The sequence below is a fragment of the Streptomyces justiciae genome (assembly GCF_015163075.1).
Classification (GTDB): domain Bacteria; phylum Actinomycetota; class Actinomycetes; order Streptomycetales; family Streptomycetaceae; genus Streptomyces; species Streptomyces justiciae.
Genome location: NZ_JADDXU010000008.1, coordinates 109,098 through 126,630 on the forward strand (window position 1 = coordinate 109,098; position 17,533 = coordinate 126,630).

The window sequence follows — 17,533 nt, forward strand, 5'->3', positions numbered from 1 at the left end:
TGCTGCGCCGGCAGTGCGTTGGGTGCGGCTCGGTTCCTGCGGTGGTGTCGTGGGAACTGCGGCTCAGTGGGCCACGACACGCGCCATGGAACCGCGGCGCGGTTGCACCGGAACACCGCGAGCGGGTTCCGCTGCCGCCCTGCCACCGGGTGCGGCCGGACGGCCGGTCGCCGGAGCGGGGCTACGGCGTGGCTGGGCCGCCACACCGTTCTGGACGTCCATCACGGCGTGCGCGACGAGACCGCCCATGGGGTCGTGCCTGATCAGGTCCCGCAGCCGGGACCGCGAGGACCTGCCCTCGTTGCCCGGGTACAGATGCTTGCCGAGGCCGACCGCGTGTGCCAGGGCGGCCAGCGCCGCGGTCCGCGGGTCCGGCGGTACGCCGGTGCGGATCGCCGAGTCCAGCCGGGCCCTGATCTCCCGGCTGATGGCGTTGTCCGTCGCCTGATAGCGAGTCGTCGGCAACACCCCGCACATCTGACCGGCGACGGCATGCACCATGCCGCACCGCTCGAGATGCGAGAGGTAGGTCTGGCGCAGCCCCAGGCGAGGCCCGCCAATCCAGTTCACTGCCCGCACGGGAGCGCCACGCCTTCGCAGCAACTCCAACGCGCAGTCCAGCGTCGGATCTCCAGTCGGCCGTGGTACTACCACGGCGATACGATCCCCGTCTGGGGCTATCCGTCCGGCCAGCGCCAGCTCCACTAGCTGTGCTCCGGCCAGACCGAGGTCGAGCGACTGCGGCTGTGCGGTGGTACCCGTGGTCGGGTCCAACGCCAGCAGCAGAAGCTCCTCCGGAAGTGTTCTGCGGCTCCTGCCCATCCATGCCTCCCCGCGTGGATGAATGACAGGGTGACCCCTCTCACATTGGTCTGTCGAGGGTGCGTGACCTGTTTGTAGTGGAACCAGTAGGTATGTCGTTCTCGTCTACCGCAGGAGCCAAGCCCTCACACAGGACACTGGTACACGGTTCGGACAGTGCGGTGGACCGGTGACCGGGGCAGGCGGTCGGATACAAATTCACGGTCCAGGGTCCACGGTCGACGGTCCACAGGATCACGTGTTCACGGTTCATGGTTGAGGAGGCATCGGTGGCGGGCGAGTTCCCCGACAGGTCGAAGCAGCGCGAGTCGTCGGCAGAACCGACGCCGGGGAGCGCGGGTCCGGTTCCCGAGGCCAGGACCGAGACACGCGATCCACGGCTCGCGGTGGCACGGGACACCGACGGCCCGGGCGCGGAGTCCGGCGGCGGCGGCGTGGACACGGCGACGCGCGTGTTCTCGGTACGGGACGTGGCGAAGGCCAGGGAGTCCGCGGCACGGGCGGAGACCGGGGCGGCCGGGGACTCGGGCGACGCCAGGGGTGCTGGGGTTTCCGGAGGTTCCGCGAGGGCAGAGGGGTCCGCGGGTTCCGGGGACGCTGGGCGCTCCGGAGTTGCCGCCGGCTCGGCGGGCGCCGAGGGTTCGGGTGGCTCGAGGTCCGGGGACGCCGGGGCGTCGGATGCGGAGGACGGTCAGGAGCGGCCTGGGACGGACGCGGAGGACGCCGAGGCTCAGGACGCCGGTGCGCAGGACGCGGAGGCACCTGAGGCTGAGGGCTCTCAGGCCGAGGGGCGGGAGGGCGCTGCGTCCGAGGACACGGGCGGCGACGCGCGGCTGCGGGCCGCGGTGGCGGCGTGGGTCCGCTCGGGCGACGGTACGCCGGACGAGTCCGAGTCCGGGTCCGGGTCTGAGTCCGGGGCCGAGGCTGATACTGATGCCGACGACGGGACGGAGCCCGGCGACGAGTCCGACGCTGACGTCGAGAACGCGGCTGCGGAGGCCGACGGCGGCGCCGAGACGGCGAAGGGGCCCCAGGAGGCCCCGAAGGCCCCCGGCGAGCCTGAGACGGACGCTGAGGCCCCCGGGGCTGCCGATACCGGGAAGCCGGCGGACGGGTCCGCGAAGTCAGGCACGGACGGGGACGCCGGGTCGAAGGCCGCCGAGCGAGACGTCGACGAGCCCGAGACGGCCGCGTCCACGGCCCCCGAGGAGCGCACGCAGCCCGAAGACCCCTCGACCCCGACCGACGCACCCCGCGCCGCGGACGGCACGACGGAGCCCACTGACGACCGGCATGACGCGCAGGCTGCCACCGCGTCTGTTGGGTCGGCCGATGGGCCGCGTGACGCGCACGCCGCCGCGGAGCCTGCCGATGAGCCGCGTGACGCGCACGCTGCCGCGGAGCCTGCCGATGAGCCGCGTGACGCGCACGCCGCCGCTGAGCCTGCCGATGAGCCGCATGGCGCGCACGCTGCCGCGGAGCCGGCCGATGAGCCGCGGGACGCGCAGGCTGCCACCGCGTCTGCTGAGCCTGTCGACGAGCCGCGTGACGTGCGCGGTGGTACCGGACCCGCCGACGCCGCCGAGGCCCCCCGACCCACCGACGCTTCCACCAGGCTCCTCAAGGCCGTCGCGCCCGGCGACAAGCCCGGTGGGGCGGTCCCGAAGGTCGACCCCCGTGCCGCGGCGGGCGCACCTCGAGCCGCCGAGGGGGAGAAGGCCCCCGGGGCACCCGCACCCGGCGACGACAGCCGCACGCGTGGTGCGGGTGGGAAGAAGACCGGGGCCGGCGGCGAAGCCGAGGCCGAGCGTCCTGTGGATCAGCCCACCACCATGCTCAAGCTCCCGCCCGCCGCGGAGCGCACCAGCAAGTTCGTCGCGCTCAAGCCCGACGTCACCACCCCCGTCCCCCAGATCGGCCCCGAGCGCACCACCCAGCAGCCGCTTCCGCCGAAGCCCCCGCTGGACCTCCTGGCCGAGCTGACGAACACGCCGCCGCCCCCGGAGACCCCCCTCCGCACCACCGTCCGGCGCGTGAAGATCTGGACGCCCCTCGTCCTCCTCCTCGCGATCGTCTTTGCGGTCGTACAGTCCGTACGCCCGCTGCCCACCCCCACCCTCCAGCTCACCGCCGAGGACAGCTACTCCTTCGACGGCGGCAAGGTCGACATCCCCTGGCCCTCCGACGGCCAGGCCGCCCTCGACGTCCAGGGCATCGGTTCCTTCGGCTCCTCCGGCGAGCAGAAGCCCGTACCGATCGCCAGTGTCGCCAAGGTCATGACCGCGTATCTCATCCTCCGCGACCACCCGCTGAAGAGCGGTGCCAAGGGTCCGAACATCAAGATCGACCAGACCGCGCAGGACCAGGCCGACGCCGGTCAGGAGTCCACCGTCGACGTCACCGCCGGCGACAGCATCTCCCAGCGCGAGGCCCTGGAGAGCATCCTGATCGCGTCCGCGAACAACGTCGCCCGTCTCCTGGCCCGCTGGGACGCCGGTTCCGAGAAGGCCTTCGTCGAGAAGATGAACGACGCCGCCGACGACCTCGGGATGACGAACACGACGTACACCGACCCGTCCGGGCTCAACAACACCACCGTCTCCACCGCCGTGGACCAGGTGAAGCTCGCCAAGAAGGCCATGGAGTACCCGGCCTTCCGCGAGGTCGCCGCGATGATGTCGTACGACGACTACAAGGGCACCAACCACCCCAACTGGAACCAGCTCGTCGGCAAGAACGACGTCGTCGGCATCAAGACCGGCACCACCACCTCCGCCCTCGGCAACCTCGTGTTCGCCGCGAAGAAGGAGGTGAACGGCGAGACCCGCACCATCGTCGGCGCGGTGCTGCGCCAGCCCGCCGGCGGCGTGGACAACACCATCCTCAGCGCCGCCCTCACCGCGGGCGACCAGCTGATCCGGGCCGCCCAGGGCGCCCTGAAGTCCGCGACGATCATCAAGAAGGGCGATGTCGTGGGGTACGTGGACGACGGGCTCGGCGGGCACACGGCCGTCGTCGCCACCAAGGACGTCACCGCCGTCGGCTGGTCCGGCCTCACCGTGAAGCTGACGTTCGCCGCCGACGACGTACCGCACACCGCGAAGGCCGGCACCAAGGTCGGCACGCTCACGGTCGGTGACGCCTCGGCCGGTGCCGTCTCGGTCCCGGTCGCGCTCCAGGAGGACCTCGTCGAACCGGGCTTCACGGACAAGCTGACCCGCGTCAGCTGAGTTCCCGTACGCATCCCCGCCGCCGACGCCCCCGCCCGGGGGCCCGGCGGCGGGCTGCGTGCTAGCGTCACGAATCGGGGCAGGTCGCCGGTCGCCCACAACGCGACCGTGAACGAGGCCGGAACATCACACGGCCGAGAAAAGAAGACGGGACACGGGGAGTTGCCTTCAGGTGGCCACTGCGGAGCCGACACGCGCAGACGACGCCGATCCGGACTCGGGGACGAGCCCGCGAATACGTGTGCCCGCACCGCGCACAGAGAGTGCCGGAAGGTCAGCCGACAGCAGTCGTACCGACGACCCGGTCACCCCTGAGCCGTCCCCGGTGCCCTCCCGTTTCCTCACCGCCTTCCTCGCTCTGCGCGAGCGGATCCTGCGGCACCCCGTGCTCTCCTTCACCGCGCTGTCCGGCGGGCTCCACATCATGTGGTTCTTCCTGTTCGCCAACAGCGGCGGTGACCTCGCCGCCCAGGACGCCTGGGCGGAGTTCGTCGGCCGGCACCCGGACTCGGCGTACAACCTCGCCTGGTACGGCGGCATGCACCCGGTGTCGTACAGCGTCGTCTCGCCGTATCTGATGTCGGTCCTCGGTGTCCGTACGACGATGATGATCGCCGGCACCGTCTCGGCCGGGCTGCTCACGCTGATCCTGCTGCGCAGCCGGTCCGTGAAGAACCCGCTGTGGGCCTCGCTCGCGGGTGTGATCGCCTTCTTCTGCAATGCCGTCTCGGGGCGCGTGACCTTCGGTCTCGGCACGATGTTCGCGCTCGGCGCGGTCGCGGTCGTGTTCTGCTGGCCGTACCGCTGGCGCTACAAGCGGTGGGCGAAGGCGCTGTGCGCCGCGCCGCTGGCCGCGCTCGCCACGATGGCCTCGCCGGTCGCGGGCCTGTTCGTGGGGCTGGTCGCGGTCGCGCTGTTCCTGCAGAAGCGGCGGCCCGGCGCCTGGGCGCTGGGCATCGCGCCGACCGTGGTGGTCGCGGTGTCGGCGTGGCTGTTCCCGTTCTCCGGCACCCAGCCGATGATCTTCGGCTCGGTGATCCTGCCGTTCCTCTACGGCGCGCTCGTCTTCGTCCTCGTCCCCAAGGGGTGGCGGACGGTCCGGCTGACGGCCGCGGTGTACGCGCTCGCCGTCGTCCTGGTCTGGCTGATCAGCTCGCAGATCGGGTCGAACATCTCCCGGCTGCCGATGCTGTTCGCCGGGACGGTGCTGGTGGCGGCGCTGCCGTTCACGGTGCCGCGCAGCCGCAAGTGGTACGCGATCGTGGTGGCCATCGCCGGGTTCGGCGGCTGGATCGGCTTCAAGTCGGTCGACGACGTCCTCAACACCACCCCGGCCGCCTCCTGGGCCCGCGAGCTCGCCCCGCTCGTCAACGAGCTCCAGGAGGTCGGCGCCGAGAAGGGCCGCGTCGAGGTCGTGCCGGCCCGCTCCCACCGGGAGGCGTCCGCGCTCGCCCCGTACGTCAACCTCGCCCGCGGCTGGAACCGCCAGGCCGACATGGAGCGCAACCCGCTCTTCTACGACGACACGCTCAACTCCGCGAACTACCACGAGTGGGTCAAGCGCTGGGCCGTGCACTTCGTGGTCGTCTCCAAGGACGAGCCGGACGGCGACGGGGCGAAGCGGGAGCGGGACCTCGTCCAGCGGGGGATGCCGTATCTGAAGCAGGTCTGGGGCGACGCCAACTGGCAGCTGTTCCAGGTGACCGACCCGACCCCGCTCGCCGAGCCCAACGCGGTCGTGGACCGCGCCGAGCAGGGCGAGATGACCCTCCAGGTGAGGAAGGCCGGCCGCATCCTCATCCGCATCCCGTACTCGCCGTGGCTGAGCATCGTCGACGCCGACGGCAAGAGCCTCAAGCCGCCGCAGGAGACGGACGCCTCCAAGGACCGGGCCGACGGGGAGCCGAAGACGTACGACAACGTCAACGGCTGCCTGATGGAGACGGAGGAGGACGCCCAGGGCGACAAGTGGACGGAGCTGATCGCGCCGAAGGCGGGGACGTACCGGCTGGCGGCGCCCTATCAGCTGCCGCGGGGCACGCCGTGCCCCGACGAGCTGAAGTAGGGCCGCCTACCTGATGGGGAAGGCGACGTCGCAGACGGGGTCCTCGGGCCCCGCCGCGTCCCAGTCCGCGAAGTAGATCTCCCGGCAGGGCCCCGCCTGTTCCAGGCCCTGCCCGGCGATCCACTCCTCCACCGCCTCGAAGGCGGCCATCAGCTGGGGATGGGCCACCTGCGCCTTGGTGACCCGGGTGTACGCGAACCGCTGCGCCGGCTCTACCCGGACCTCCGTCCCCCGCACCCGGCCCTGCGCCGCCGCCCACGCCCGCGCGGCAGCCTCGTCGGCGACCGGCACGCAGGACTCGGCGGGCCCGTCGCTCTCCATGGACACCTCGGAGTGGTAGCGCACGAACGGGGCCGCGGTCAGGCCCCCGCACTCCCGCGCGCCCTCCTCCAGGCGGCCCAGCGAGGCGCCGATCCAGGCCGGCAGCTCGTCGGCCAGCACGTGCCGCGTCTCGGTGATCACCACCTGCTCCGGCAGCTCCACCGTCTCCACCACGAACTTCCCGTACATCTCGGAGCTCCTCCCCGACAGTCGTCCACGGAGGTACTCGGCGAGCGTCCGCTGCCCGGCCAGCCGGGTCTCGACCTCGGCCCAGTAGGCGGCCAGCACGTCCGCGCCCGCGGCCCCGCCCGCCTCGACCACCTCGGCGATCCGCGCCAGGGGCATGTCGAGCTGCCGCAGCATCGCCACCAGCCGGGCGCGTTCCACCTGGCCGGCCCGGTAGTAGCGGTAGCCGCTGGCCTCGTCGACATGCGCCGGGGTCAGCAGTCCGAGCCGGTCGTACAGCCGCAGAGCCTTGGCCGAGAGGCGGGCCCGCGCGGCGAACGCGCCGATGGTGAGCAGGTCGTCGTCGGTCACCGGACCATCCTCGTCCTCCGTCACCGGACGGGTCTTTCCGCCCGGTGACGAGGAGGCTCTTCCCTGCCCCAGGGGCAAGGTCAACGGGCCCCCGGGGGCAAGGTCAACGGGCCAGCTGGGCCTCCACGGCGGCCACGAGCTCCGCCGCCTCCGGCTCGGTCTGCGGGGAGAAGCGGGCGACGACGGTGCCGTCCCGGCCGATGAGGAACTTCTCGAAGTTCCAGCGGATGTCGCCGGTGTGCCCGTCGCCGTCGGCGAAGTCGACCAGCCGCTCGTAGAGCGCGTGCCGGCCCTCGCCGTTCACCTCGACCTTCTCGGTCATCGGGAAGGTCACGCCGTACGTCGCCGAGCAGAACTCCGCGATCTCCTCGGCGCTGCCGGGCTCCTGGCCCATGAACTGGTTGCAGGGCACGCCGAGGACGGTGAAGCCCTGGTCGGCGTAGCTCTTCTGGAGGTTCTCCAGGCCCGTGTACTGCGGGGTCAGCCCGCACTTGGAGGCCACGTTCACGATCAGCACGGCCTGGCCGGCGTACTGGGAGAGGTCGGCGGCGCCGCCCTGGAGGGTGCCGATCTCGACGGAGAGGGGGGAGTTGCTGTCAGCAGTGGTCATAAGCGGATGCTAACTCCGGTAAGTGTCGGGCCGACGTGCGGCCTCGGTGCGGACGACTCAATGCGGGGTCTCTTTGGCACGGGCCTCCTCGCTCCGGGACGCCTCGACGAGCACCGTCCCGGCCGCCGTCCGCTCGTACAGCACCGACCGCCCCGCCCGCCGCCGCTCCACCAGCCCGGCGTCCAGCAGCACGCGCAGATGGCGGCCGACGGAGCCGAGGGCGTGGCCGGTCACCGCGACCAGCTGGGTCGTGCTCATCGGCGTTTCGAGCAGCACCAGCAGCCCGGCCCGCGCGGCCCCGACGAGCGCCCCGAGCCCGCCCGGGACGGGCCGCCGCCGGTGGTCCTCGGCGAGCACCCCGAGACACGGGTAGACGACGGCGTACCGCTCCCGCCCCTCCCACGACACCCAGCCGTTGCCCGTCGTCACCGGGATGAAGGACAGCTCGGCGCCGGACGCGACCTCCCGCGGCGGGTATTCGTGCAGGTTGACCTGGAACCGGCTCTCGCCGAGCCAGCGGGTCCAGGGCCGCAGCGAGTCCAGTACGGCCGCCCAGCCGCCCTGGCTCACCTGCGCGGTCCGTGCGACCACGTCGGCCTCCAGGACGCGCCGCCGACGCTCCCAGTACGGCCGTACGGTCTCCTCCCAGACGTGGGTGAGGAGCGCGGTCGCCCGCTCGGGCAGGTCGTCGTGCTCCAGGAGGGCGGGGAGCGGTCCGGCGAGGGAGACGCGGAGGTTGGCGCGGGCCGCGTCCGAAGCGGCCGTCCGCACCCGGGCCACGGTCTCCTCGAAGGTCTCCCCGGCGATCGGGGTGGGGCAGACGAAGTCGGCGATCCAGGACCTGAGCGCGGCGTCCACGAGGGCCTCGGCCACCGGGTCGGCGGCCAGGAACGCGCGATAGCCGGGCAGATGCGCCCGCAGCCACGCCTCCTCGCCCGGATGTGCGGCGGTCCCCCTGCGCAGCAGCCACAGACTCGCGAACGTCTCCGCGAACGGCGAGACCACGAACCGGCTGCGGGCAAGGGTGTCGGCGTCGAGCTGCCACCACCCCATGAGCCCCCCTGCTGCCGTGTGGCTTTCGCCGACGCGCGAAACAATAACGATCGCCGCCCGCCCCCTCCGAGAATCCCTCCATGCGCAGCTACCGCGAGCTCTTCCGCACCCCGGAGTTCACCCCCTTCTTCCTCTCCTACGCCGCCTTCAACGCGGCCCTGACGATCGGCGGACTGTCCCTCGCCACGATGGTCTACCGGGCCACCGACTCCCCGCTGCTGTCGGCGCTGAGCATGTTCGGCCCGCAGCTGGCGCAGGTGCTGGGCGCGACCTTCCTGCTCTCGGGAGCCGACCGGCTGCGTCCGCGCTCGACGCTGGTCTGGTCGGGACTGGCCTTCGCGACCCTGACGGCGGTGCTGGCGCTGCCCGGACTCCCGGTCTGGGGAGTCTTCGTCGTCGTCCTGGTCCAGGGCCTGATCGCGTCGCTGGGCGGCGGGGTGACCGGGGGCCTGCTGAACGAGATCCTCCCCAAGTCGGGCTTCGTACTGGGCCGTTCGGTGTTCAACATGGCGTCGGGCCTGATGCAGGTGCTCGGGTTCGCGCTGGGCGGCGCGCTGTTGGCGCTCCTGTCCCCGCGGACCTGTCTGCTCCTGGCGGCGGTGCTGTATCTGACGCAGGCCGTGAGCTACCGCGTCGGCCTGACCGCCCGCCCGCCCCGCGCCTCCGGCCGCCTCTCGGTCCGGGCGACCTGGCGCAACAACGCCTTCCTGTGGTCCTCGCGGGGCCGCCGCCTGACGTACCTCGGCCTGTGGCTCCCCAACGGCCTGGTTGTGGGCTGCGACTCCCTGTACGTCTCCTACGCCCCGGAGGCGGCAGGCGCACTGTTCGCGTCGGGTGCGCTGGGCATGTTCATGGGCGACGTGCTGGTGGGCCGCTTCGTACCGCCGGCCCTGCGCGGGCGCCTGGCCACGCCGCTGCTCCTGCTGCTGGCGACGCCGTATCTGCTGTTCGCGCTGCGGCCGGACGTGGTGTGGGCGGCGATGGCGGTGTGCCTCTCCAACGTCGGGTTCGCCGCGAGCCTGGTCCAGCAGGAGCGGCTGATGTCCCTCACCCCGGACGACATGGCGGGCCACGCCCTCGGGCTGCGCTCCGCCGGGATGCTCACCATGCAGGGCGTGGCCGCGGCGCTGGCCGGTTCGCTGGCCCAGGTGACGTCCCCGGCGGCGGCGATGTCGATGACGGCGGGGGCGTCGGTGCTGGTGACGTTGGCGCTGGCGGTGGCGGGCCGACGGCAGCCGGACGCCGTGGCGGCTACGGCGCCGGGTCTGGCTCGCTGAACACTTCCGGCACCTTGTTGTCGAGGACGACACGGGAGAGGAGCGCGGCGAGCCGGTCGCGCTCGGTGGGGGTGAGACCGGCGGGCAGCGCGTCGATGCGGCGGCAAGTCTCCTCGTAGAACTCCGCGGCGAGTTCGGCGCCGTGCTCGGTGAGACTTACGCGGACGGCACGCCGGTCACGGGGATCGGGCTCACGGCGCACCAAGCCCCGCTGGACGGTCCGGTCCACGAGCCCGGTGAGGCTGGACTTGGCGAGGCCCAGGGTTTCGCCGAGCTCGGTCATGCCCTGGGGGTGGGGCATGAGGACGCAGAGAAGCTGGCCTTGTTGGGGGGTGATGTGGAAGGCGCGGCTGGAGTCGGCGTAGACGGCGTTGATGAGGAACGCGGAGCGGACTAGGGCGGGGACTATGCCCAGGGTGGTGGCGGGGGGTGGTTTGGGCATTCGGTCAGCCTAGCCCGGCGGCTCGCCGCGCTGCTGCGAGGTTCTCGCGGGTGGCCTCGGTGTGAGGGTGTGTGTGACCGAGAACCTGTTCTCGCTGGGCGAGGGTCGTTTCCAGGAGCGGGACGGCTCGTTCCGGGTCTCCGGCTTGCGCGTAGGCGACGGCGAGGCTGTTACGGCAGGTCAGGGTGCGGGGATGGCTGTCGCCGACGGCCTGTTCGTATTGGGCGAGGGTGGTCTCCAGGAGGGAGATAGCTCGTTCCAGGTGTCCGCCCAAACGGTAGGCGTAGGCGAGGTTGTGGCGGCAGATGAGGGTGTGGCGATGGCTGTCGCCGAGGGTCTGTTCGTACTGGGTGAGGGTTGTTTCGAAGAGTGAGGTGGCTTGCTCCAGGTGCCCGGCCTCGTTGTAGGCGACGGCGAGGTTCTGGCGGGCGGTGATGGTGTCGGGATGTGCGCTGCCCTGGGTCTCTACGCGTCGGGCGACGACGGTCTCCAGTAGCGGGATGGCCAGTTGGGGGCACCCGGCATCGGTGTAGGCGCTGGCGAGGTTGTTCATGGCGGTCAGGGTGTTGAGATGGGTACCGCCCGACTCTGAGCATTGAGCAAGGACGAGCCGACGCAGGGTGACGGTCTGGCCGTCTCGCTGCTGCTCGTACAGGTACTGAGCGGCGGCCAAGTAGGCGTCGGCCATCGTCCGCGACGGAACGCTCCCCTCGGGTGAGTTCTCGGCAAGGGCATCGATGTGGGGCAGGACCTGCTGCCACTGGTCCGCTGTGGATTCCTCGTCCTCGTCGAGCGACAACACCGCTTCCTGAAGCACTCGTTCGGCATCCGCCCGCCCTACCGCCCGCCCCCGCAACACCGCCTGCACCAACCGATGCACACCCACGAACGACCGCCCGCTGAACCCCACCATGTTGTACGAGTGCAGCACCCCCAACGCCCGGTTCAACGCCACCGCGTCCGGCGCCAGCGGCTCCAACAACCCCCGCGGAATGTCGTCCGGCGCCATCCACGCCATCGCCTCCAACAACCGCACGGCCAACGGATCGCGCCCCGAGATCGCCCCCAGCGTCTGGTCCCAGATCCGCGCGATCGTCCGTTCCGGGTCGATCCCCTCGCTCACCTCGTCCAGCACGAGCCCCAGCGACCGCCGGTACTCCTCCAACCCGGTCCCGGTCTCGTAGACGTACGCCCCCGCCTGTTCCAGAGCCAGCGGCAGACACCCCAGCACCCGCGCCAACTCCGTTGCCGCGGCCCACTCCTCCCGCGTAGGCGCCCGCCCCGGGAACGCCAACCGGCTGAGTAGGTCGACCGCCTCCGGCAACGGCAGCAGCCCCAACGCCATGGACGGAGCCACCGCGTGCCAGCCCGTCGCCTTGCGGCTGGTCGCCAGGTGGTGTCCCCGGTGCAGCGTCCCCAGATACGGCCGCAACACCCCCGGATCCTCGACGTTGTCGAAGACCAGCAGCCACCCCGCGTGCTCCTGGAGCCACAGCAACGCCCACGCGGCCCGCTCGTCCGGCCCCGCCGCCCCCGCCCACTGCGGGCACAACGCCATGGCCAGCCCGCCCAGCCCCGTGACGATCGACTCCGCCGTCTCCGCGGTGATCCACCACACCAGCGTGTACGCGTCCCGGTACCGCGCCGCGTACTGCAACGCCAGCGTGGACTTCCCCACCCCGCCGAGCCCGTGGATCGCCCGTACCGCCGCCGTACCGTGATCGGTCAACATCGCCCGCAGCTCGGCGAGTTCGTCCTCCCGGCCCACGAACACCCCGGACGCCGACCCCGGCAGGAAGCCCGCTCCCTGCGGCGCCTCCACCGTCCGCGCCCAGCGCACGGCATCCGCGGGCAGTACGACGATCCGCGCGTTGTCCCCGTTGACCGCCACCCCGATCGACTCACCGACCGCGATGGCCCGCTCCCCGGACGCCCCCGCCATCCCCGGCCCCCGTTCCCTCCGTACGTGACTCTCCTCGCTCCTACGAGGATGCCGTCATGGAGGCAGTAATACAGGCGGGGGAGCGCAGCCGGACGGGGAGTGCCCAATCCGCACGGTTCCGTTACGACAGGCACCCTTGACAGCGTGCGTACTGTTTCGCGACGTTTGAGCCCCACCGCACAATGGGCACGGGAGCGGACGGGCACATGGCGGAGGAAGTGGCGGGACGCGGCCGGCGCGTCATGGGGGGAACTGGGGGGAGCGATCGCCCATGCGATCCATGAGCAACTCCATGAGGAACCAGATCACGATCCACAGACCGGAGGAGCTCAGCGGCACGCTCCGCGCTGCCTGGCACCGGATCATGGACGAGTCGCCCGACTTCGGGAACCCGTTCCTGGCCCCGGAGTTCGCGGTCGGGGTGGGCCGGTACCGGGGCGGGGCCCGGGTCGCGGTGCTGCACGACGGCGCGGAGGCGGTCGGCTTCTTCCCGTACGAGCGGGGGGCGTTCGGGGTGGGGCGGGCCATCGGTCTCGGCCTCTCCGACTGCCAGGCTCTCGTCCACCGTTCCGGAGTCACCTGGGACACCGGCGAGTTGCTGAAGGCCTGCGGGCTGTCCGTGTTCGAGTTCGATCACCTCGTCGACGAGCAGAAGCCTTTCGGCCGTCATGTCACGGGGACGTTCGCTTCGCCGGTCGTCGATCTGAAGGCCGCCGAGGGCAGTTACCCGGAGTGGCTGCGCGCCACCTACCCGGGCCTGGCCAAGACGGTCCTGAAGAAGGAACGCCGGCTCGCCCGCGACCACGGCGAGGTGCGGTTCGTCTTCGACGAGCGGGACCCGGAGGTGCTGCGCCAGCTGATGCGCTGGAAGTCCGCCCAGTACCGGCGCACGGGCCGCATGGACCGGTTCGCCCGCCCCTGGATCGTCGACCTCACCGAGCACCTCTTCGGCGTCCGCGAGGACCACTTCACCGGCGTGCTCTCCGTCGTCTACGCCGGGGACCGCCCCGTCGCCGCCCACTTCGGCCCGACCTCGCGCACCGTCTTCGCCGCCTGGTTCACGGCGTACGACCCCGAACTGCGCTACTACTCCCCGGGCCTGCTCATGCATCTGCGGATGGCCGAGGCCGCGGGGCGCGAAGGGGTGCGGGTGCTGGATCTCGGGCGCGGTGACAAGGAGTACAAGGACTGGCTCAAGACCCGTGAACTGCGGGTCGGCGAGGGGTTCGCGGTCCGCCCGCACCCGGTGGCCGCCGCCCACCGCATGTGGCGCCGCCCGGTCCGCGGCCTGCGCAACACGGTCAACGCCCACCCCTGGCTCCGCGATCCGGCCGACCGCCTGCTGAAGACGATCGGCGGCCTGCGCACCTCCTCGCCGGCGAAGTAGCCGACGAAGACCCCTCCGCGGATCCGAAGATCTACAGACGAGGTGACGATGGCGTACGGATCGCGGCTCGCCGCGACGATGACACGGCGGCTCGGCCGGGAGTGCGTCTACACGCCCTCGGCCCGGCTGGCCCTGTACCTGGCCCTGCGGCGCTGGTGCCGCCCCGGCGGCCGGGTCCTGATGTCCCCGGTGAACGACGACGTGATCCTCTTCGTCGTCCTCGCCGCCGGCCTGCGCCCCGTGACCGCGCCGGTCTCCCCCTGGGACGGCAACATCGACCCGGCGGCCGTACCGGAGTCCACCTGGCGCTCCCTGGACGCCGTCCTGACCACCAACCTCTACGGCATCCCCGACCGCGTCACCGAACTCCGCAGGCGCTGCGACCAGTTGGGCATCCCGCTGATCGAGGACGCGGCCCATGCCATCGGCACGCATGTCGCGGGGCAGCCTGTCGGCACCTTCGGCGAGGCCGCCGCCTTCAGCCTCTCCAAGCACGTGGCGGCGATGGCGGGCGGCTTCCTCGCGGTCGAGGACGCCCGTACCAGGCGGGAGTTGGAGATCCTGCGCGACGACCTCCTCACCCCGGCCCGGCTCCGCGCCGACCTGGCGGTCACCCTGCGCCCCCTGGCCCGTTCGACGGTCAAGGCCCTGCACCTCGTACGCCCCACCTGGCGGGCCATGCGACGCCTCGGCCTCATCGAGCGCGACGCCGACTCCTTCCGGATGCCCCTGCACGCGCCACGGCTGTCCCTGGCCGCGCACGAGGCGCCGAGCCTGTCGCCGTACGACCCCTGGATACGCGTCGACCTGCACGACTACCGGGTCCGCCACGGGGCGTTCGTGCGGGCCCAGTTGAACCTGCGCCTCAACCGTCTGGACGCCGACCTCGCCCACCGCAGGGCGGGCGTCACGCTGCTCGCGGGCACCCCCTGGGCCTCCCCGGCGGTGCGCGACCGTGCCGGGGGCGAGGGGCCGCTGCCGCTCTTCCGGGTGCCGCTCCTCGTGGACGACCGGGACGCCCTCGTGGAGCGCCTGGTCGGGCACGGCGTGGTCTCCGGCTATCTCTACGACCCGCCGCTCGACGACTACGCGGGCGCGGAGTTCGTCGACCCGGCCCCGGACCCGGAACCCGCCCGCTGGTTCGCCTCCCATGTACTGCCGGTGGACCCGCTGCTGGCCCGCAGAGTCACCAAGGCCCTGACAAAGGAACGAACCCGGCCGGCCGAACCGGGCCCAGCACTCACGGCACGATCGACACCGCGCGATAGTCGTACCCGTCCTGTTTGAACCCCGGGGCCTCCCAGGTGAGTTGCACTCGCTGGCCGGGGGTGAGGGTACGGAAGGCGCCCTCGTCCGACTGGATGTCGGAGTAGTGGCCGAAGCAGCCACCCGGGGTCTCGGGGGAGTCGAGGACGCCCCAGCCTTCCTCGTCGTACCAGTCGCGGACCGTCGCTGTCACCATGGCCGAACCCTAGCCGGTCTGTATGACTACTCACTGTCATGGGTGACGTCGGCGGTCTCCGCGCTTGTCCAGGTCAGCACGGGGAAGGCAGCGTGAGCATCCTCCCGTCACCGTCCCCAGAGGTCCCCCTTGCGACGCTCCGTCACCCTTGCCCTCGCGCTGTCCGCCACACTCGCGGCGCTCACGCCCACCCCGTCCGCCTCCGCGGCCGTCCTGCCGGGGCATGTGTGCTTCTGGCCGCAGCCGGGGGAGATGGGCGGCGGCTGGTGCTATGACGCGGGCCGCGGCGGGTACGCCGAACTCGACGCCACCGTCCGCAGGAACGCGAAGTCCTTCAGCTCCCAGGTCGACCGGACCACGTACGTCCTGCACTTCCCCCGCTCGGGCGGCTGTCTGCAACGCACGGTCTACGGCGGTGACTACTCGGAGAACTGGGAGTGGGCCGACAAGGCCGACGCGATCGACACCGTCCCGCACTCCGACTGCCAGCCGGGATGAGCCGCCGCACCCGGCGCGCCCTCGCCGCGCTGTGTCTGGCCGCGTGGGTGACCGGTTGCGGCGGGCCGCGTGAACCGGCGGTGTCGCTCAGCCCCGACGACACCCTCAAGGCGGCCCAGGTCCTGCTCACCGACCGCTGCCTGACCCGGCAGGGCCTCACGCCGCCGCGCCCGGGCGGGCCGCCCGCCTCCACCGCCGTGGACCACGCCCTGTTCGGCACCGGCCGCGCCGAGCTCACGCTCGAACTGCCCAGCGGCCATGTCGTCGGCCAGCACACCGACGGCTGTCTCGCCGCCGCACAGCGCCGCCTCTACGGCGACCAGCGGCGCTGGTTCCGAGCCGTCACGCTCGTGAACAACCTCAAGTCCCGGGCGCCGCGCGAGGACCGCGCCGCCTATCAGGAGCTGCGCGCCCACGGCCTCACCGAGGCAAGGGCGTTGCTCAGCGCGTCGTACAACCACCGCTAGAAAGGCCCTACTTGTGAAGCAGTACGTCTCCCTGCTCGTCGCCGCCCTCCTCGCCACCGGCACGGGGCTGGCGACCGCCTCGCCCGCCGCGGCCGCCGAGTGTCCGAGCGGCAACTTCTGCGCCTGGACGGACGCCAACTTCGGCGGGCAGCGGATGAACGCGTCCGGTGACGACGAGTGGTGGGAGAGCTGGATCGCCGACAACGACTCGTCGTGGGCCAACCACGGCATCTCCGGCCCCGGCGTCAAGGACCACGTCAAGGTCTACGAGTCCGCCATCCAGTTCCCGTCCACCGGCGGCTCCATGACCATCTGCCTGACGCCGGGCCAGGAGGTCGGCTACAACGGGGTCGCCAACGACCGCGGCGACGCCCACGTGTGGGCGATGGGCTGTTAGCCGGTTCCCGACAGGAAGGCGCGGCGACCGTCGGCGTGGTCGCCGCGCCTTCGTGCGTCAGGCCGTGGTGCAGGTGACCGTCGGCCAGGTGGTGTTGCCGTTGTGCTGGATGGTGACGCCCCAGTTGTTGCCGCTGCCGTTCGGCTTGGCGGTCAGCACCTGTGAACTGGGGTAACTGGCGGTGATGTTCCAGGTGGAGAGGATCTTCGCGGGCGAGGGCACGGTCATCGTCACGGTCCAGTTGCTCGACCCGGACACCGAGACGTTGAGGTTGTACCGGTCGCTCCACGAGGACCCGGCGGACAGGGTGGCCGTACAGCCGCTGCCGCCACCGCCACCGCCGCTGCCGCCGTCGGGGGCCACGGCCCGGCCCGTGGCCGGCGAGATCATCCCGGCGCACAGTCCGCGCGCCGCCAGCCCCTGCGCTATCCGCGGGATCGCGGCGAGCGTGTTGGCGGACCAGTCGTGCATGAGGATGACCTGGCCGTCGGTGAGCCGTCCGGCGGCCGCGACGATGGCGTCCGTACTGGCGCCGTTCCAGTCCTGCGAGTCCACGTTCCACAGGATCTCGGTCAGCCCGTACTTGGCCTCGACCGCCTTCACGGTGGCGTTGGTCTCGCCGTACGGCGGCCGGAACAGCTTCGGCGTGCCCCCGCCGGCCGCGGCGATCGCCGACTGCGTGCGGGAGATCTCCGAGTCGATCTGGGCCTGGGAGAGCGAGGTCAGGTGGGGGTGGGTGTAGCTGTGGTTGGCGACCCACATGCCGGCGCTGACCTGGGCCTTCACGAGTGACGGGTTGGCGGCGGCGTACTGGCCCTCGTTGAACATGGTGGCCCGCAGCCCGTTCTGGGTGAGGGCGTTCAGCAGGGCCGAGGTGTTGCCGGACGGCCCGTCGTCGAAGGTGAGCCCGACGTACCCGGTGCAGGCGGCGGCGTGCGCCGGGGCGGCGGCCTGGACGGTGAGGGTGCTCGCTGCTGCCATGGCGAGGACGGCCAATCTGCTGAACAGGGAACGGACGGAACG

The 17,533-nt window shown here is 71.8% G+C and carries 16 protein-coding genes; 8 read left to right on the top strand and 8 right to left on the bottom strand.

The window, feature by feature from the left end; genetic code table 11:
• Positions 1–63: 63 nt before the first annotated feature.
• Positions 64–822, bottom strand: coding sequence for a GOLPH3/VPS74 family protein (locus IQ210_RS22810; RefSeq protein ID WP_194080938.1), 759 nt, complete (start codon positions 820–822; stop codon positions 64–66).
• A 269-nt stretch (positions 823–1,091) separates the two neighbouring features.
• On the opposite strand from IQ210_RS22810, the gene IQ210_RS22815 reads away from it, so the two are divergent.
• Positions 1,092–4,052, top strand: coding sequence for a D-alanyl-D-alanine carboxypeptidase (locus tag IQ210_RS22815; RefSeq protein WP_322656522.1), 2,961 nt, complete (start codon positions 1,092–1,094; stop codon positions 4,050–4,052).
• 172 nt (positions 4,053–4,224) lie between these two features.
• A complete protein-coding gene (locus IQ210_RS22820; protein ID WP_194080940.1) occupies positions 4,225–6,117 on the top strand; it encodes an MFS transporter in 1,893 nt (630 codons plus the stop codon).
• Positions 6,118–6,123: 6 nt separating this feature from the next.
• Here the strand turns inward: IQ210_RS22820 and IQ210_RS22825 are convergent, their stop codons facing one another.
• The 3 genes from IQ210_RS22825 to IQ210_RS22835 all read right to left on the bottom strand — a co-directional run bounded on the left by IQ210_RS22825 (position 6,124) and on the right by IQ210_RS22835 (position 8,638).
• A complete protein-coding gene (locus IQ210_RS22825; RefSeq protein ID WP_407699715.1) occupies positions 6,124–6,975 on the bottom strand; it encodes a MerR family transcriptional regulator in 852 nt (283 codons plus the stop codon).
• 103 nt (positions 6,976–7,078) lie between these two features.
• On the bottom strand, positions 7,079–7,585 hold the full coding sequence (locus IQ210_RS22830) for a glutathione peroxidase (RefSeq protein ID WP_194080942.1): 507 nt from the start codon (positions 7,583–7,585) through the stop codon (positions 7,079–7,081).
• A gap of 57 nt (positions 7,586–7,642) precedes the next feature.
• Positions 7,643–8,638, bottom strand: coding sequence for an ArsR/SmtB family transcription factor (locus tag IQ210_RS22835; protein ID WP_194080943.1), 996 nt, complete (start codon positions 8,636–8,638; stop codon positions 7,643–7,645).
• Positions 8,639–8,718: 80 nt separating this feature from the next.
• Here IQ210_RS22835 and IQ210_RS22840 point away from each other — a divergent pair, with 80 nt between their 5' ends.
• A complete protein-coding gene (locus tag IQ210_RS22840; RefSeq protein WP_194080944.1) occupies positions 8,719–9,915 on the top strand; it encodes an MFS transporter in 1,197 nt (398 codons plus the stop codon).
• Here IQ210_RS22840 and IQ210_RS22845 read toward each other — a convergent pair.
• Complete coding sequence (locus IQ210_RS22845; protein WP_194080945.1) at positions 9,890–10,357, bottom strand: MarR family winged helix-turn-helix transcriptional regulator; 468 nt, start codon at positions 10,355–10,357, stop codon at positions 9,890–9,892. The genes IQ210_RS22840 and IQ210_RS22845 overlap by 26 nt on opposite strands.
• Positions 10,358–10,361: 4 nt before the next feature.
• On the bottom strand, positions 10,362–12,299 hold the full coding sequence (locus tag IQ210_RS22850; RefSeq protein WP_194080946.1) for a tetratricopeptide repeat protein: 1,938 nt from the start codon (positions 12,297–12,299) through the stop codon (positions 10,362–10,364).
• A gap of 271 nt (positions 12,300–12,570) precedes the next feature.
• On the opposite strand from IQ210_RS22850, the gene IQ210_RS22855 reads away from it, so the two are divergent.
• Together IQ210_RS22855 and IQ210_RS22860 are read left to right on the top strand one after the other, a co-directional pair.
• Entirely contained in the window at positions 12,571–13,686 is a 1,116-nt protein-coding gene (locus IQ210_RS22855; protein WP_194080947.1) for a GNAT family N-acetyltransferase, read from the top strand.
• Between the two features lie 48 nt (positions 13,687–13,734).
• The gene (locus IQ210_RS22860; RefSeq protein WP_194080948.1) at positions 13,735–14,973 is read left to right on the top strand and encodes a DegT/DnrJ/EryC1/StrS family aminotransferase; all 1,239 of its coding nucleotides are present in this window, start codon (positions 13,735–13,737) and stop codon (positions 14,971–14,973) included.
• Here the strand turns inward: IQ210_RS22860 and IQ210_RS22865 are convergent.
• A complete protein-coding gene (locus IQ210_RS22865) occupies positions 14,927–15,148 on the bottom strand; it encodes a S1 domain-containing protein (RefSeq protein WP_194080949.1) in 222 nt (73 codons plus the stop codon). The genes IQ210_RS22860 and IQ210_RS22865 overlap by 47 nt on opposite strands.
• A 129-nt stretch (positions 15,149–15,277) precedes the next feature.
• Here IQ210_RS22865 and IQ210_RS22870 point away from each other — a divergent pair, with 129 nt between their 5' ends.
• Genes IQ210_RS22870 through IQ210_RS22880 form a run of 3 tightly spaced genes read left to right on the top strand, consistent with a single transcriptional unit; the run spans position 15,278 to position 16,510 of the window.
• Positions 15,278–15,646, top strand: coding sequence for a hypothetical protein (locus IQ210_RS22870; RefSeq protein WP_194080950.1), 369 nt, complete (start codon positions 15,278–15,280; stop codon positions 15,644–15,646).
• Positions 15,643–16,113: a hypothetical protein gene (locus tag IQ210_RS22875; RefSeq protein WP_194080951.1), complete on the top strand. Its 471-nt coding sequence runs from the start codon at positions 15,643–15,645 to the stop codon at positions 16,111–16,113. The genes IQ210_RS22870 and IQ210_RS22875 overlap by 4 nt, the downstream gene beginning before the upstream one ends.
• 13 nt (positions 16,114–16,126) lie before the next feature.
• Positions 16,127–16,510, top strand: coding sequence for a peptidase inhibitor family I36 protein (locus IQ210_RS22880; RefSeq protein WP_194080952.1), 384 nt, complete (start codon positions 16,127–16,129; stop codon positions 16,508–16,510).
• A gap of 57 nt (positions 16,511–16,567) precedes the next feature.
• Here the strand turns inward: IQ210_RS22880 and IQ210_RS22885 are convergent, their stop codons facing one another.
• Positions 16,568–17,491, bottom strand: coding sequence for a polysaccharide deacetylase family protein (locus IQ210_RS22885; protein WP_228048211.1), 924 nt, complete (start codon positions 17,489–17,491; stop codon positions 16,568–16,570).
• Positions 17,492–17,533 lie beyond the last annotated feature (42 nt).

Coding starts and splice junctions, on each gene's coding strand:
- IQ210_RS22810 (WP_194080938.1), bottom strand. CDS start 822: ATGGGCAGGAGCCGCAGAACACTTCCGGAGGAGCTTCTGCTGCTGGCG.
- IQ210_RS22830 (WP_194080942.1), bottom strand. CDS start 7,585: ATGACCACTGCTGACAGCAACTCCCCCCTCTCCGTCGAGATCGGCACC.
- IQ210_RS22835 (WP_194080943.1), bottom strand. CDS start 8,638: ATGGGGTGGTGGCAGCTCGACGCCGACACCCTTGCCCGCAGCCGGTTC.
- IQ210_RS22840 (WP_194080944.1), top strand. CDS start 8,719: ATGCGCAGCTACCGCGAGCTCTTCCGCACCCCGGAGTTCACCCCCTTC.
- IQ210_RS22845 (WP_194080945.1), bottom strand. CDS start 10,357: ATGCCCAAACCACCCCCCGCCACCACCCTGGGCATAGTCCCCGCCCTA.
- IQ210_RS22850 (WP_194080946.1), bottom strand. CDS start 12,299: ATGGCGGGGGCGTCCGGGGAGCGGGCCATCGCGGTCGGTGAGTCGATC.
- IQ210_RS22855 (WP_194080947.1), top strand. CDS start 12,571: ATGCGATCCATGAGCAACTCCATGAGGAACCAGATCACGATCCACAGA.
- IQ210_RS22860 (WP_194080948.1), top strand. CDS start 13,735: ATGGCGTACGGATCGCGGCTCGCCGCGACGATGACACGGCGGCTCGGC.
- IQ210_RS22865 (WP_194080949.1), bottom strand. CDS start 15,148: ATGGTGACAGCGACGGTCCGCGACTGGTACGACGAGGAAGGCTGGGGC.
- IQ210_RS22875 (WP_194080951.1), top strand. CDS start 15,643: ATGAGCCGCCGCACCCGGCGCGCCCTCGCCGCGCTGTGTCTGGCCGCG.
- IQ210_RS22885 (WP_228048211.1), bottom strand. CDS start 17,491: ATGGCAGCAGCGAGCACCCTCACCGTCCAGGCCGCCGCCCCGGCGCAC.